This window comes from Curtobacterium sp. VKM Ac-2922 (assembly GCF_022815645.1).
Lineage (GTDB): Bacteria > Actinomycetota > Actinomycetes > Actinomycetales > Microbacteriaceae > Curtobacterium.
Window position 1 is genome coordinate 141803 of record NZ_JALGRO010000004.1, and the last position, 14121, is coordinate 155923.

Here is a 14121-nt window from a genome sequence, read left to right on the forward strand (position 1 = left end):
GACCCGACCGAGACGCCGCCGGACCCCGGCGGCGTCTCGTCGTCCACCGGACACACCCGATCGCGCCACCCGTACGCTGACGGCATGGGCGCACCAAGAGCACGGGTCCGCGTCACGCGACGTGGTCCCACCGCCCAGTCCGACCGGGAGGCCCTCCTCGCCTTCGCCGCGCACGTCACCGGGTCTGACCCGTCGTCCACGATCCTCGGCCGCCGGTGTCCGCACTGCCGCGGCACCGACCACGGCCGACCCTGGGCCGTCGCGAGCGGACGACCCGTCGGCGTGAGCCTCGCCCGGACCCCCGACGTCCTCGCACTGGCGGTCGCACCGGGACCGGTCGGCATCGACATCGAGCGCCGCAGTCGGGTCGTCACCGCACCGCTCGACGTGCAGAGCCCGGGGGAACGCGCCCGGTACGGTGACGACCCCGATGCCCTCGCCGCGTGCTGGGCCGCCACGGAAGCCGTCCTCAAGCGCGACGGTCGCGGTCTGCGGGTCGAGCCGGCCCTGGTCGACGTCGACCTTCAGGCCGGGGTCGCGCACCTGGACGGCACCGGGCACCCCATGATGGTCCGCTGGCTCGACGACGACCTGGTGCTGGCGGTCAGCGTCGACGGCCCCGTGGTGGTGGACGACGCCCGGGCCCGGTCGTGACCCGCACGCTGCGCGACCTCGACGGTGACGACGTCGCGGCGCTGCAGGAACTGATCGAGTCCGACCCCGCGTACGCGGAACACCTCACCGGGTACCCGCCCGGTCCGACCGATGCCCTGTCGGCGCTGGTGGGCGTCCCCGAGGGCTTCGACCCGAGTGGCAAGCGTGGCGTCGGGCTGTGGGACGGGCCCGTGCTGGTGGCGTTCGCGGACGTGCTGCTCGGGTACCCCGACCTCGATGCGGTGACGATCGGGCTGCTCATGGTGCACCGGTCGCACCGCGGTCGCGGTGTCGGCAGGGAGCTCCACGCGGGTGTCCTGGAGCGTGTGCGCACCGAGTCCGGGGCCGCGCGCATGCGTGTCGGGGTCGTCGCGACGGTCGCCGACACCGCCGGGGCGTTCTGGTCGGCGATCGGGTACGCGCCGACCGGCGAGGTCCGTCCGTACCGGTACGACCGACTGACCAGTGAGGTGGCGATCTGGGAACGGGCCGTCGACCGACGCTGAGCACCGCCGAGAGCGATGGGTCCGGCCAGGTCCGGGCCGGCCAGGTCCGGTCCGGCCAGCTCCGGTCCGGTCAGGGCAGCGCCGGCACGGACGGTTCGTCGATCCAGGGCGCGATGACCTGCCGGACAGCCGAGGCGTCGCGCGCCGAGGCCTCGGCGAACGCGGCGACGACGTCCGAAGGTGTCACGGTGCCGTGGCGGTGCCGTTCGGTGACGGTCCAGAGCCCGGAGAAGAACGCCTCGTCGCCGATCGTCCGTCGCAACGCGTGCAGGGCGAGGGCGCCGCGCTTGTAGACCCGGTCGTCGAACATGTCCTTCGCGCCGGGGTCCCCGACGACCAGGTCTTCGGGCTGCTCGAGCAGTCCGTCCCGGTACTGCGCTGCCAGGGTGTCGGCGCTGTCGCCGCCGCGGTGTTCGGACCACAGCCACTCGGCGTAGCAGGCGAAGCCCTCGTGCAGCCAGATGTCCCGCCAGTGGGCCAGGGTGACGGAGTTGCCGAACCACTGGTGCGCGAGCTCGTGCGCGATGAGCCGGTCGGTGCCGTGTTCGCCGTCGACGTGGTTCCGGCCGAACACCGCCAGACCGTGCGCCTCGAGCGGGATCTCGAGCTCGTCGTCCGTCACCACGACCCCGTACGCGGGGAACGGGTACGGGCCGAACCGGTCGGCGTACAGGGCGATCATCTCGGGCACCTGCCCGAAGTCCGTCTTCGCCGCGGTGGTCAGGTCGACCGGGTGGTGCAGCGTGACGGGGACCGGTGCACCGCGGAGGGTCGTGGTGCGGTACCGGCCGATCTGCACGGTCGCCAGGTAGGTCGCCATCGGGTCGGTCGTGGCGTAGGTCCAGCGCACACCGCGGCCGTCGCGTTCCTTGGCGAGCAGGTCGCCGTTCGCGACGACGTCGTACCCGGCCTCGCAGGTGATCTCGAAGCGGTACGTCGCCTTGTCGTCGGGTCGGTCGTTGCAGGGGAACCAGGACGGTGCACCGGTGGGCTGTGCGGCGACGATGACGCCGTCGGTCAGTTCCTCCCAGCCGATCTGTCCCCACGGGCTGCGCAGGGGGCGGGGTGTGCCGCGGTAGCGGACGTGCACCGTGAACTCGGTGCCGGCCTGGATCGGGGCGGGTGGCGTGACGGTGAGCTTGTGGATGCCGGACGAGACCTTCTTGGCGCGGACCCCGTCGACGTCGACCCGCTCGACCGACATGCCGTGCAGGTCGAGCACGATCCGGTCGAGGCGCGTCAACGCGGTCGCGGTGATCGTCGCCGTGCCGCTGAACCGGTTCGTGGCGACGCGGTAGTCGATCCGCAGCTCGTAGTGGCTCGCGCGCCAGCGACGGTCCCCGCTGTGCGGCGTGTACGGGTCGGGGTCGGCGGTGGTCGGTTCGGCGTCGGTCGTCGGCTTCACGGTGCCGGTCAGTCTGCCACGGCGGCGGACGCCCGGTCCGGCTCGGCGGCACCAGCTGTCCACGGGGCGCTGTCCCACGGCGAGATCGGGTTGCCCGCCCACGAGGTGCCGGCGGGCACCTGCTCGCCGCGCATCACGAGCGACGCGGGTGCGATGGTAGCCCCGGCGCCGATGCCCGCAGCGGGCAGGATCACGCTGTGCGGCCCGAGCGTGCCGCCGGCGTCGACCGTGACGGCATCGAGCTGCATCACCCGGTCGTGGAACAGGTGTGTCTGCACGACGGTGCCGCGGGCGATCGTCGCACCGTCGCCGATGGTCACCAGGTCGGCCTCGGGCAGCCAGTACGTCTCGCACCAGACCCCGCGACCGATCGTGGCCCCCAGGCTGCGCAGCCACACGGCGAGCGCCGGCGTGCCGGTGGCCTGCTCGGCGAACCACGGTCGGGCGACGGTCTCGACGAAGGTGTCCTGCACCTCGTTGCGCCAGACGAACGACGACCACAGCGGGTGCTCGCGCGCGGTGATCCGGCCGACGAACGACCACTTGGCGACGGTCGACACGACGGCTGCGACGGCTCCGGCGACGACGAGGATCGGTGCGGCGAGCAGCACGGTCCACCCGAGCCCGACGGCGGACCAGGACGCCAGCAGGGTCCCGCCGACTCCGAGCGCGATCGCGCCGGACACCATGGGGGCGATCAGGCGCAGGACCTCCCAGCTGCCGCGGGCGACACGGAGTCGGCGCGGCGGGCGGAAGGTGCGCTCCTCGTCGAACGTCGTCGCGGCACGGCGCAGGCGCACGGGCGGGGAGCCGAGCCACGAGGACCCGCGCTTGGCCTTCTTGGGGACGGCGGAGAGCACCGCGACCAGGGCCTCACGCGGGACGGACCGTCCGGCGCCGGTCATGCCGCTGTTGCCGAGGAACGCCCGGCGACCGACCTTCGACCTGCCGATGGTCACCCGACCGCCGCCGAGCTCGTACGTGGCGACCATCGTGTCGTCGGCCAGGAACGCCCCCGATGCGATCTGGGTCAGCGACGGCAGCAGCAGCACGGTGGAGATCTCGGTGTTCCGCCCGACCCGCGCCCCGAGCAACCGGAGCCACAGCGGCGTGACCAGGCTGGCGTAGAGCGGGAACAGCAGCGTCCGGGCGGCGTCGAGCACCCGCTCGGTGCACCACGCCTGCCACCCGATCCGCGACCGGACCGGGTGCCGGCCCTCGTGCAGGCCGATCCCGAGCAGCCGGACGACCCCGACCACCAGGCCGGCGTAGACCACACCGGCGACCACCGTCGCGAGCGGGACGAGCGCCAGCGCGTGCCCGACGGCCGTGCCCAAGGACGGTGCACGACCGACCAGGGCAGCGGTGACCAGCAGACCCACCGCGACCCCGACCACCGGCAGCCCGGCCACGGCAACGGAGCCGGCCCCGTACGCGACCAGCCACCGACGGCCGGGCGCGGGGCGTTCCTCCCGTCCGTGTCGGGCCGACCCGACGCGTTCCGCGGGGGATCCCGCCCAGCGTTCGCCGTCCGGCACTGTTCCGGTGACGGCGGACCCGGGCTCGATCTCCGCGTCCGCGCCGACGACCGCTCCGGGCAGCAGCGTGGTGCGGCTGCGCACGACGGCGTCCGGGCCGACCTTCACCCGGCCCAGCCGGAAGACGTCGCCGTCCACCCAGTGCCCGGCCAGGTCGACCTCGGGTTCGATCGACGCACGCTTGCCGATGGTGAGCATGCCGGTCACCGGGGGCAGCGTGTGCAGGTCGACGCCCTGCCCGATCCGGGCGCCGAGGGCACGGGCGTAGTAGCTGATCCACGGCGCGCCCGCGGTCGAGGGGCCGTCGATGGCCTCGGCGATGCGCTCCGCCAGCCACACCCGCACGTGCACCGACCCGCCGCGGGGGTGGTCGCCCGGACGGACCCCAGCCAGCACGAGCCGCACCAGGACGACCGTCACGGCCATCTTGCCGATCGGCGTCACGAACACCAGCAGCGCGAGCACCAGCGCCGGCCAGGGCAGCGTCGGCAGGAACGGCAGCGTCGTCGCGTGCAGCACCTCGGCGACCAGCGCCGTCCACGTCAGGACCCGCAGACCGCGCAGCACCTGCACCGGCAGGCCCAGCAACGTCATCGAGAGCCCGGTCGCCGGCGGTGTGGGCCGGACGTCCCGGTGCCGAGCGGCCACCGGGCCCGAGGCGTCGAGCGCATCGGCGAGCGCACCGATCCGCGGGTGGTCGTACACGTCCGCCACGGTCGTCGCGGGGTAGCGCTCTCGGATGGCGGACACCAGCTGCGCCGCCGTCAGCGAACCGCCGCCGTGCGCGAAGAAGTCGTCGTCCTCGCTCGCCACCGGCACCCCGAGGATCGCCGCCCAGCGCTCCGCGATCCACGCCACAGTCGGGGGGAGCGCGACCGAAGCGCCGTCGCCCGTCAGCGGCCAGGGGAGCGCCGCCCGGTCGACCTTGCCCGACGTCCGCGTCGGCAGGGCGTCCACCACCGCCAGCAGGGGCACGAGCGCCGCTGGCAGCTCCTCGCGCAGACGGGCGTTCGCCACCGCCGTGTCGATCGTCGCCCCCGCGACCGGCGCCACGTACCCGACCAGCACCTGGTTGCCCGCAGGGGTGCGCTGCACCACGGCCGCCCCACCCGCCACGTCGTCGAGCGCCTGCAGCGCCGCGTCGATCTCACCCAGCTCGATCCGCCGCCCGCCGAGCTTGATCTGGTCGTCCGCCCGCCCCTGGAACACCAGCCCCTCGGGGTCGTACCGCACCAGGTCACCGCTCCGGTACGCCCGCGCCCACCCGAGCTCCGGGAACGGCGCGTACTTCTCCGCGTCCTTCGCCGGGTCCAGGTACCGACCGAGCCCCACACCGCCGATCACCAGCTCACCCACGTCGCCCGGCGCGACCCGCACCCCGGCAGCATCCACGACCGCCAGGTCCCACCCGTCCAACGGCAGGCCGATGCGCACCGGCGCCGACCCGTCCATCAGCGCGCCACACGCGACCACAGTCGCCTCGGTCGGACCGTACGTGTTCCACAGCTCACGGTCACGGCTCGCGATCCGCGCGGCGAGCTCCGGCGGGCAGGCCTCACCACCGAAGATCACCAGCCGCACTTGCTCGAGCGCGTCGTCCGGCCACAGCGCCGCCAGCGTCGGCACCGTCGACACCACGGTGATCCCGTGCACGATCAGCCACGGCCCCAGGTCCACTCCCGTCCGCACCAGCGACCGCGGCGCCGGCACCAGGCACGCCCCGTGCCCCCACGCCAGCCACATCTCCTCGCACGACGCGTCGAACGCCACGCTGAGCCCGGCCAGCACCCGGTCGCCCGGCCCGATCGGTGCGGACTGCAGGAACATCCGCGCCTCGGCGTCCACGAACGCGGCAGCCGACCGGTGCGTCACGGCGACGCCCTTCGGCACACCGGTCGACCCCGACGTGAAGATGATCCACGCGCCGTCGTCGGTCGTGGGGGCGGTGGCGCTCGCCGTGGGGTCGACGACCGGCACAGCGGCCGCGTCGGCGTCGCCCGAGGTCCGCAGCACGCCGCCCGCGCCGATGACGCCGGCCACGTGGGCTTCGCCGAACACCAGGGTCGCCCGTTCCTCGGGGTCGTCCGCGTCGACGGGCACGTAGGCGGCTCCGGCGGCCAGCACCGCCAGGATCGAGACGTAGAGCTCGCGGCTGCCCGAGGGGATCCGGATGCCCACCCGGTCGCCAGGGTGCACGCCCCGCCGGGCCAGGTCGTCGGCCCGTTCCTCGACGAGCCGCACGAGTGACCGGTAGTCGACCGCGCCGTCGGCGTCCTCGAGCGCGAACGCCTCGGGGTGCGCCTCCGCCGTCGAACGGAGCACGTCGAGCAGGGTGCGCGCGTCGGGCGCGGCCCCACCGCGGGCGAGCTCGGTCTGCGGGTTCCCGGTGGCGAGCGTCATCGAGTCCTCTTCCCGGTCGTGTGCAGGTCGACCGGCCCGTGATCCTAGGGGGCCGAGGTGTCCTGCTGGGGAACGTCGAGTGCCGCGCGGGCCGCGTCGAGCGCCTCGGCGACCCCGATCGCGTCGTCGAGCGAGTGCACCGGCGAGTCCGTCCGGCCGTCGGCGACGTACCGCGCGAGCGCCGCTGCCTGCCACACGAGGCCCTGCCGGCCGCGCAGGCCGTTCGGCTCCGACCACCGGTCCGCGTCGCCGCCACGGTGCACCGTGAACGAGGCCGGGAACACGAAGTGGTCGGTGTACTTCACGGTCGCCGCGGTGCCGGCGATCATCGCCAGGCCCGGGGTCCACGCGGTGATCGACGTGGTCACCACCGCCTGGGCGCCACCGGTCCCGGTGGACACCGTGACGGACTGGAGGTCCACCCCACGGTGCGACACCGCTCCCGTCGTGCGGCTGGTCACCGGGGCGCCGGTGGCGAACCGTGCGAACCAGTGGCCGTAGACGCCGGCGTCCAGCAGGGCGCCCCCGCCTGCGGCGGGGTCGAACATGCGGTCGGTCGTGTCGGCGGGGTCGTGCGGCCAGCCGACGTCGACGGTCGCCAGTTGCACGTCACCCAGCACGCCGTCGGCCAGCAGCCGGGCGATCACGGTGGTGCCCGGCAGGTAGCGGGTCCACATGGCCTCCATCGCCAGGACGCCGGCGTCGCGGGCGGCGGTCGCCAGGCGTCGGGTGTCGGCCGCAGACGTGGTCATCGGCTTCTCGACCAGGACGTGCTTGCCGGCCGCGATCGCGAGCAGGGCGTGGTCGAGGTGCTGCGGGTGGGGCGAGGCGACGTAGACCACGTCGACGTCGGGGTCGCCGACCAGGGCCTCGTACGAGCCGTGCGCGGTCGGGATGCCGTGGCGTGCGGCGAAGGCGGCGGCGCGGTCGGCCGAACGCGAGCCGACCGCGACGACGCGCTGGTCGGAGTCGGCGTGCAGGGTGCTCGTGAAGTCGTTCGCGATCACGCCCGGGCCGAGGACGCCCCAGCGCAGGACGGGACCGCCGCGCAGTGGTTCGACCTGGGCCGCAGGGAACGCGAACGTCATGCTCCGCACGCTACTCGCGCGGCGCCGGCCCGAGTGGCACCTGGTCCGCCGGAGCCAACCACGGGGGAAGGTCGCGGCCTGCCGCGATGTCGATCGCCGCCGATCGAGCGCAGCGAGAACGACTGCCTGATCGGGAATGTCTCTGTGCCCCCAGGAGGATTCGAACCTCCGCCCCTGCCTCCGGAGGGCAGTGCTCTATCCCCTGAGCTATGGGGGCCCTGGGTGCTGACAACCGTAGCAGGTCCGCACACGCCTTCTGGACCACGGGGCGGGCCGGTGCCGGCGGTGCGGGGGTGTGCCGGGCCTCCTGTCCGGGTCAACCGGCGGGGGTGGCGGATGCGCTCGGGGTGAGGGCCTGGCGGACCGCGTCGACGACCGGCTGTGCGGTGCCCGGTTCGGTGAACAGCGTCGACGAGGTGGTGATCCAGTACGGGTCGGCGAAGGCGTCGGCGCGGCCCGTGCCGTCGGTCAGGGCGAAGTAGCCCTCGACCGTGTAGGTCGGGACCGAGCCACCGCGCTCGAACAGCGCGTCCTTCAGGTTCGTGAGCGACTTCTCAGGCAGGTGGGCGACGGCGAGCGTGACGGTGACCGAGGGGTCCGCGTCCTCGTGGAACACGCACACCCGGCCGCGCTGCTGGGCGATCCGGGCTGCGGGGGAGCCCTTCGCGGGCTTCGCGGACCGGTCGAGTGTGAACGGCTTGCCGTAGACGTCGAACGTCGCGGCCGGCAGCAGCTGGGCGCACGTCTGGTCGACCCGTTGGCCGACGACGCCGGCCGTCGTGCTCGGGGTCGGGGTGGGCGAGCCGCCGCCGCTGCCGGAGCAGGCGGCGAGCACGAGGAGTGCGGGGACGGCGAGCGCGGCGACGCTGATCGCCCGGGCGGGTCGTCGGGTTCTCATGCGGCCCATGATGGTGCATGTCCCCGGTAGACTCGTCTGCCGTGACTCCTGCCGAACTCTCCGCCGCGTACCTGTCGATCCTGACCGGGATCGTCGAACGACGAGGGGCCTCGGACGCTGTGACGGTCGACGACTCGCACGTCGCGCTCGAGCGGCCGAAGAACCGGGCGCACGGCGACTGGGCCTCGAACGCGGCGATGCAGCTCGCGAAGCGCCTCGGGACGAACCCGCGCGAGCTCGCGACCGAGATCGCCGGCGAGCTGACCGAGCTGGACGGGGTGGACTCCGTCGACGTCGCCGGCCCGGGCTTCATCAACATCACGCTCGAGGTCGCTGCTGCGGGCGAGATCGCGCGCACGATCGTCGACACCGGCAGCGCGTTCGGTCACGGCGACCTGTACCAGGACGTCCGCATCGACCTGGAGTTCGTCTCGGCGAACCCGACGGGCCCGATCCACATGGGCGGCGTCCGCTGGGCGGCCGTCGGTGACAGCCTGGCCCGGGTGTTCCAGGCCCAGGGCGGTCTGGTCACCCGCGAGTACTACTTCAACGACCACGGCAACCAGATCGACCGCTTCGCCCGGTCCCTGGTGGCCTCGGCGCTCGGCGAGCCCACGCCGGACGACGGCTACGGCGGCGCCTACATCGCCGAGATCGCCGCGCGGGTGATGGCAACGTACGACGGCGACGTGCGCGACCTGCCCCGTGCCGAGGCGCAAGAGCTGTTCCGCCGCGAGGGCGTCGACTTCATGTTCACGGACATCAAGCAGTCGCTGCACGAGTTCGGCGTCGACTTCGACGTCTACTTCCACGAGAACGCGCTGCACGAGTCCAAGGCCGTCGAGCGCGCCATCGACCGGCTGCGCTCGCTCGGCATGATGTACGAGGCCGACGGGGCACTGTGGCTCCGCACGACCGACTTCGGCGACGACCGGGACCGCGTGGTCATCAAGTCCGACGGTGAGCCCGCGTACATCGCCGGCGACCTGGCGTACTACCTCGACAAGCGCGAGCGCGGGTTCGAGCGCAACCTGATCATGCTCGGCGCGGACCACCACGGGTACGTCGGCCGGATGATGGCGATGTGCGCGGCGTTCGGCGACGAGCCGGGCACGAACCTCGAGATCCTGATCGGCCAGATGGTGAACCTGCTGAAGGACGGCGAGCCGATGCGCATGTCCAAGCGCAACGGCACGGTCGTCACGATGGAGGACCTGGTCGACGCCGTGGGTGTCGACGCGGGGCGCTACGCGCTCGTGCGGTTCGCCAGCGACACCGCGATCGACATCGACCTCGACGTGCTCACCAAGCGCACGAACGACAACCCCGTCTTCACCGTGCAGTACGCGCACGCCCGCACGCACTCCGTCGCGCGGAACGCCGCCGCGTCGGGTGTCGACCGGTCGGTGTTCGACGCCTCGCTGCTGACGCACGACACCGAGGGTGCGCTGCTCGGCGCCCTGGCGGAGTACCCGCGCGTGGTGCGCCAGGCCGCCGAACTCCGCGAGCCGCACCGGATCGCGCGGTACATCGAGCAGCTCGCGGGCCTGTACCACCGCTGGTACGACGCCTGCCGGGTCACCCCGCTCGGCGACGAGCCCGTGACGGACCTGCACCGCACCCGCCTGTGGCTGAACGACGCCACCGGGCAGGTCGTGCGGAACGGTCTCGGCCTGCTGGGCGTGAGCGCACCCGACCGCATGTAGCTGCCGCGGCCGGCCGGCCGGCCGGCCGCCGGGCCGGGCCGGCCCGGCCGCGTCGCACCCGTCTGCGCACATCGCGCCCCGTTCCCACGGGGCGCGATGTTCGTACGGGGGTGCGAACCCGTGCGAACCGCGCCGCGCCGCACCCCGCACCACGTGCGCGCCGCACCCGCCCTGCGGACGTACGCCGGGCCTCCAGGCAGCCTGACGGTGGGCGCTGGCACAGTGGGTCCCATGTCCTCCGCACCCGCCAGACCGCGCCGTCCCGGCCGCACCGCCACGATCGTCGTGCTCGTCATCGTCGTGGTCCTCGCCGTGCTGGTCGTCGTGGCCGAGTTCGTCCTTCGCGGCGTGGTCGACCGGATCATCGCGCAGCAGGTCGAGCAGTCGCTGCCCGAGGGCACGGACGGCACGGTGCAGGCCCACGCCGACGGCATCGTCATCCCGCAGCTCATCAGCGGCACGCTCGACCAGGTCGAGATCGCGTCGAAGCGCATCACCGTCGACGGGGTGCCGCTCGCCGCCGACGTCACGGTGCACGACGTCCCGGTCGACGGCAAGGGGAACGTGCACGACGTCGACGGCACGGTCACGCTGGCCTCGTCGAGCATCAAGGACCTGGCGAAGTACAGCCCGCTGTTCGACCGGTTGACCCTGGTCGACGGCGGCGTGCAGCTGTCCGGGTCGACCGCGGTGCTCGGGTACGACATCTCGTACCTGGCGAAGGGCTCGGTCGTCGCACAGAGCGACGGCAAGGGCATCACGATCACCCCGAAGACCGTCCGGATCACGAACTCGGCGCTCGACCTGAAGGTGGACAGCATCCCTGGGGTGACCAACACCCCGGTGCCGGTCTGCACGGCGCAGTTCCTGCCCGAAGCGTTGCGCGTGCGCTCGCTCGACGTCACGGCCGCCCACGCCGAGGTCCGCATCACCGCGGACGAACTCCCGCTCAGCGAGCAGGGGTTGCGCACCGTCGGCACCTGCTGAGCTGTCCACAGGCGGCACGTGGCCGGTCGAGCTGTCCACAGGGCGGCGTAACACCGGACAGGAGGCCCGGCTCGGCTCGCTAGGATCGGGTCCCGTGAGCGAGAACCCCCTTGCCCCGCCGCGGCTGCGGTCCCCGGCCGACCCGTCCGCGCTGACCGCGCGGATCTGGCCGGCCTCTGCCACGCGGACCGCCGACGGCGCACTGGCCGTGGGCGGCATCAGCGCCGACGACCTGGTGGCGCAGTTCGGCACACCGCTCTACGTGGTCGACGAGCACGACGTGCTGTCGCGGGCGGTCCGGGTGCGCAACGCCTTCACCGAGGCGTTCGGGCGTATCGGCACCCATGCGCACGTGTACTACGCGGCCAAGGCGTTCCTGACCACCCAGGTCGCCGCGTGGATGGCCGAGGCCGACCTGCGCGTCGATGTGTGCACCGGGGGCGAGCTGGCGGTGGCACTGGCCGGCGGGGTCGACCCGGGGCGGCTCGGGTTCCACGGCAACGACAAGTCCGACGCCGAGATCGCCCGCGCGGTGCAGGTGGGTGTCGGCACGATCGTGCTCGACTCCCACGAAGAAGTGCAGCGCGTCGCCGATGCCGCCGCTGCCGCCGGCGTCGTGCAGCGCGTCCGCATCCGGATCAACAGCGGGGTGCACGCCTCGACCCACGAGTACCTGGCCACGGCGCGCGAAGACCAGAAGTTCGGCATCCCCCTGACCGAAGCCGTGCAGGCAGCCCAGGCGATCCGCGCCCGGCCGTCGCTGGCGTTCGTCGGGCTGCACTCGCACATCGGCTCGCAGATCTTCGACGAGTCCGGCTTCCGCGAGGCCGCACGTCGCCTGATGGACGTCCACGCGACGCTGGTGCGGTCGGGCCCGGTCCCCGAGCTCAACCTCGGCGGCGGGTGGGGGATCGACTACACCGAAGCCGATTCCGCCTTCGCTCCCGAGGACATCGCCGACGCACTGGCGGGCATCGTGGCCGAGGCCTGCGCCGAGCGCGACATCCCCGTGCCCGAGATCGCCGTCGAACCCGGGCGCTACATCGTCGGACCAGCCGGCCTGACGCTCTACCGGGTCGGCACGATCAAGCCGGTCCAGCTCGAGGTGGACGGCGGTGGCAGTGCCACCCGCACGTACGTCTCGGTCGACGGCGGCATGAGCGACAACGCCCGCCCGGCGCTGTACGGCGCCGAGTACACCGCCCGGCTCGCACGCACGTCGGACGCCGCCCCGGTCCTGATCCGCGTCGTCGGCAAGCACTGCGAGAGCGGCGACGTCGTCGTGCACGACGAGTACCTGCCCGGTGACGTGCACCGTGGCGACCTGCTCGCCGTCGCCGCCACGGGCGCCTACTGCTGGAGCCTGGCGAGCAACTACAACCACGTCGGACGCCCGCCGGTCGTCGCGGTCGCCGACGGCCGAGCCCGTATCCTCGTCCGGGGCGAGAGCGTCGACGACCTCCTCGCCCGCGACACCGGGGTGTCGCCCGTGGCCGTCACCGGTGCCACGCGGTGAACCCCGACCTCCCGAAAGACGCGCACCACATGATCGAATACCGCAACGTCCGCGTCGCCCTGCTCGGAGCCGGCTCGGTCGGCTCGCAGGTCGCACGCCTGCTGCTCGAGCACGGCGACGAGCTGGCCTCGCGTGCCGGCGCCGGGCTCGAGCTCGTCGGCATCGCCGTCCGCGACCTCGACGCGCAGCGCGACGTCGAGCTGCCGCGCGAGCTGTACACGACCGACGCCGAGTCGCTCATCCTGGGCGCGGACATCGTCGTCGAGCTCATCGGGGGCATCGAGCCCGCGCGCACCCTGGTGCTGCAGGCACTGCAGTCCGGTGCCGACGTCGTCACGGGCAACAAGGCCCTGCTGGCCACGCACGGTCCCGAGCTCTTCGCCGCCGCGGAGCAGGTCGGCGCCCAGCTGTACTACGAAGCCGCCGTCGCCGGTGCCATCCCGATCATCCGTCCGCTGCACGACTCGCTCGCCGGTGACCGGATCGTCCGGATCATGGGCATCGTGAACGGCACCACGAACTTCATCCTCGACCTGATGGACCGCGAAGGAGCGACCTTCGAGGACGCCCTGGCCACCGCCACCGAGCTCGGGTACGCCGAGGCCGACCCGACCGCCGACATCGAGGGCTACGACGCCGCGCAGAAGGCCGCCATCCTGGCGTCCATCGCGTTCCACACCTCGGTGCCCCTGGCCGCCGTGCACCGTGAGGGCATCACCTCGGTGACCATCGAGCAGGTCCGCGCCGCACGCAAGGCCGGCTACGTCGTGAAGATCCTGGCGACGTGCGAGCGTCTGACCGACGCCGACGGGCGCGAGGGCGTGAGTGCACGCGTCTACCCGGCGCTCGTGCCCGAGTCGCACCCGCTCGCCACCGTCCACGGCGCCAAGAACGCCGTCTTCGTCGAAGCCGAGGCCGCTGGCGACCTGATGTTCTACGGTGCCGGTGCCGGTGGCGTCGAGACGGCCTCGGCGGTCCTCGGCGACCTGGTCTCCGCTGCCCGTCGGCACGTCATCGGCGGCCCGGGCATCGCGGAGTCGACGCAGTCCGACCTTCCCGTCTTCCCGATCGGCACCGTGCGCACGAGCTACCAGATCACGCTGCTCGTGACCGACGCCCCCGGGGTGCTGTCCACGGTCGCCGGCATCCTGGCCGCGCACGGCGTCAGCGTCGAGACCGTCGAGCAGTCCAGCGCGCACGGCGACGGCGGCACTGCGACGCTCGTCATCGGCACGCACCAGGCCCGCGAATCCGACCTCGCCGACACGGTCGTCGCCCTGCGCGGCGAGTCGACCGTCACCCAGGTCACGAGCGTCCTGCGCGTCGTCGGGGCCTGACCCCGCCGGCATGCGCCCGGCCGCCCGCGTCTGAGCGCCCATCGACCACCTGAGCACCCACCCGAGCACCGACAGAGAGAGAACCC

Annotated in this window: 10 protein-coding genes and 1 tRNA gene; 6 read left to right on the top strand and 5 right to left on the bottom strand. The window is 73.1% G+C overall.

Annotation, left to right across the window (positions count from 1 at the left end; genetic code table 11):
* Nucleotides 1–84 precede the first annotated feature (84 nt).
* Together MT346_RS06220 and MT346_RS18355 are read left to right on the top strand one after the other, a co-directional pair.
* Nucleotides 85–654 carry a 4'-phosphopantetheinyl transferase superfamily protein gene (locus tag MT346_RS06220; RefSeq protein ID WP_243561953.1) on the top strand — a complete coding sequence of 190 codons (570 nt, stop codon included), beginning with the start codon at nucleotides 85–87 and terminating at the stop codon, nucleotides 652–654.
* A complete protein-coding gene (locus tag MT346_RS18355) occupies nucleotides 651–1160 on the top strand; it encodes a GNAT family N-acetyltransferase (RefSeq protein ID WP_243561954.1) in 510 nt (169 codons plus the stop codon). The genes MT346_RS06220 and MT346_RS18355 overlap by 4 nt, the downstream gene beginning before the upstream one ends.
* 70 nt (nucleotides 1161–1230) lie before the next feature.
* Here the strand turns inward: MT346_RS18355 and MT346_RS06230 are convergent, their stop codons facing one another.
* The 5 genes from MT346_RS06230 to MT346_RS06250 form a co-directional block, all read right to left on the bottom strand.
* Nucleotides 1231–2565 carry a M1 family metallopeptidase gene (locus MT346_RS06230; RefSeq protein WP_243561955.1) on the bottom strand — a complete coding sequence of 445 codons (1335 nt, stop codon included), beginning with the start codon at nucleotides 2563–2565 and terminating at the stop codon, nucleotides 1231–1233.
* 8 nt (nucleotides 2566–2573) lie between these two features.
* On the bottom strand, nucleotides 2574–6503 hold the full coding sequence (locus MT346_RS06235; RefSeq protein ID WP_243561956.1) for a Pls/PosA family non-ribosomal peptide synthetase: 3930 nt from the start codon (nucleotides 6501–6503) through the stop codon (nucleotides 2574–2576).
* A 44-nt stretch (nucleotides 6504–6547) separates the two neighbouring features.
* Nucleotides 6548–7591: a Gfo/Idh/MocA family protein gene (locus tag MT346_RS06240; RefSeq protein WP_243561957.1), complete on the bottom strand. Its 1044-nt coding sequence runs from the start codon at nucleotides 7589–7591 to the stop codon at nucleotides 6548–6550.
* A 145-nt stretch (nucleotides 7592–7736) separates the two neighbouring features.
* Nucleotides 7737–7808 (bottom strand) — tRNA-Arg (locus MT346_RS06245).
* Between the two features lie 99 nt (nucleotides 7809–7907).
* Nucleotides 7908–8489 (bottom strand): hypothetical protein, encoded by a 582-nt coding sequence (locus MT346_RS06250; RefSeq protein ID WP_243561958.1) that lies wholly within the window; start codon nucleotides 8487–8489, stop codon nucleotides 7908–7910.
* 41 nt (nucleotides 8490–8530) lie between these two features.
* Here MT346_RS06250 and argS point away from each other — a divergent pair, with 41 nt between their 5' ends.
* The 4 genes from argS (at nucleotide 8531) to MT346_RS06270 (ending at nucleotide 14035) form a co-directional block, all read left to right on the top strand.
* Complete coding sequence (gene argS, locus MT346_RS06255) at nucleotides 8531–10195, top strand: arginine--tRNA ligase (protein ID WP_243561959.1); 1665 nt, start codon at nucleotides 8531–8533, stop codon at nucleotides 10193–10195.
* Between the two features lie 231 nt (nucleotides 10196–10426).
* Entirely contained in the window at nucleotides 10427–11182 is a 756-nt protein-coding gene (locus MT346_RS06260) for an LmeA family phospholipid-binding protein (RefSeq protein ID WP_243561960.1), read from the top strand.
* 94 nt (nucleotides 11183–11276) lie between these two features.
* Nucleotides 11277–12698 carry a diaminopimelate decarboxylase gene (gene lysA / locus MT346_RS06265; protein ID WP_243561961.1) on the top strand — a complete coding sequence of 474 codons (1422 nt, stop codon included), beginning with the start codon at nucleotides 11277–11279 and terminating at the stop codon, nucleotides 12696–12698.
* 29 nt (nucleotides 12699–12727) lie between these two features.
* Nucleotides 12728–14035 carry a homoserine dehydrogenase gene (locus tag MT346_RS06270; RefSeq protein ID WP_243561962.1) on the top strand — a complete coding sequence of 436 codons (1308 nt, stop codon included), beginning with the start codon at nucleotides 12728–12730 and terminating at the stop codon, nucleotides 14033–14035.
* Nucleotides 14036–14121: the final 86 nt, after the last annotated feature.

What these genes read in the sequence shown, in the direction of transcription:
- MT346_RS06250 (WP_243561958.1), bottom strand. Translation starts at nt 8,489, where the DNA reads ATGAGAACCCGACGACCCGCCCGGGCGATCAGCGTCGCCGCGCTCGCC.
- MT346_RS06220 (WP_243561953.1), top strand. Translation starts at nt 85, where the DNA reads ATGGGCGCACCAAGAGCACGGGTCCGCGTCACGCGACGTGGTCCCACC.
- MT346_RS06235 (WP_243561956.1), bottom strand. Translation starts at nt 6,503, where the DNA reads ATGACGCTCGCCACCGGGAACCCGCAGACCGAGCTCGCCCGCGGTGGG.
- MT346_RS06240 (WP_243561957.1), bottom strand. Translation starts at nt 7,591, where the DNA reads ATGACGTTCGCGTTCCCTGCGGCCCAGGTCGAACCACTGCGCGGCGGT.
- MT346_RS06270 (WP_243561962.1), top strand. Translation starts at nt 12,728, where the DNA reads ATGATCGAATACCGCAACGTCCGCGTCGCCCTGCTCGGAGCCGGCTCG.
- MT346_RS06260 (WP_243561960.1), top strand. Translation starts at nt 10,427, where the DNA reads ATGTCCTCCGCACCCGCCAGACCGCGCCGTCCCGGCCGCACCGCCACG.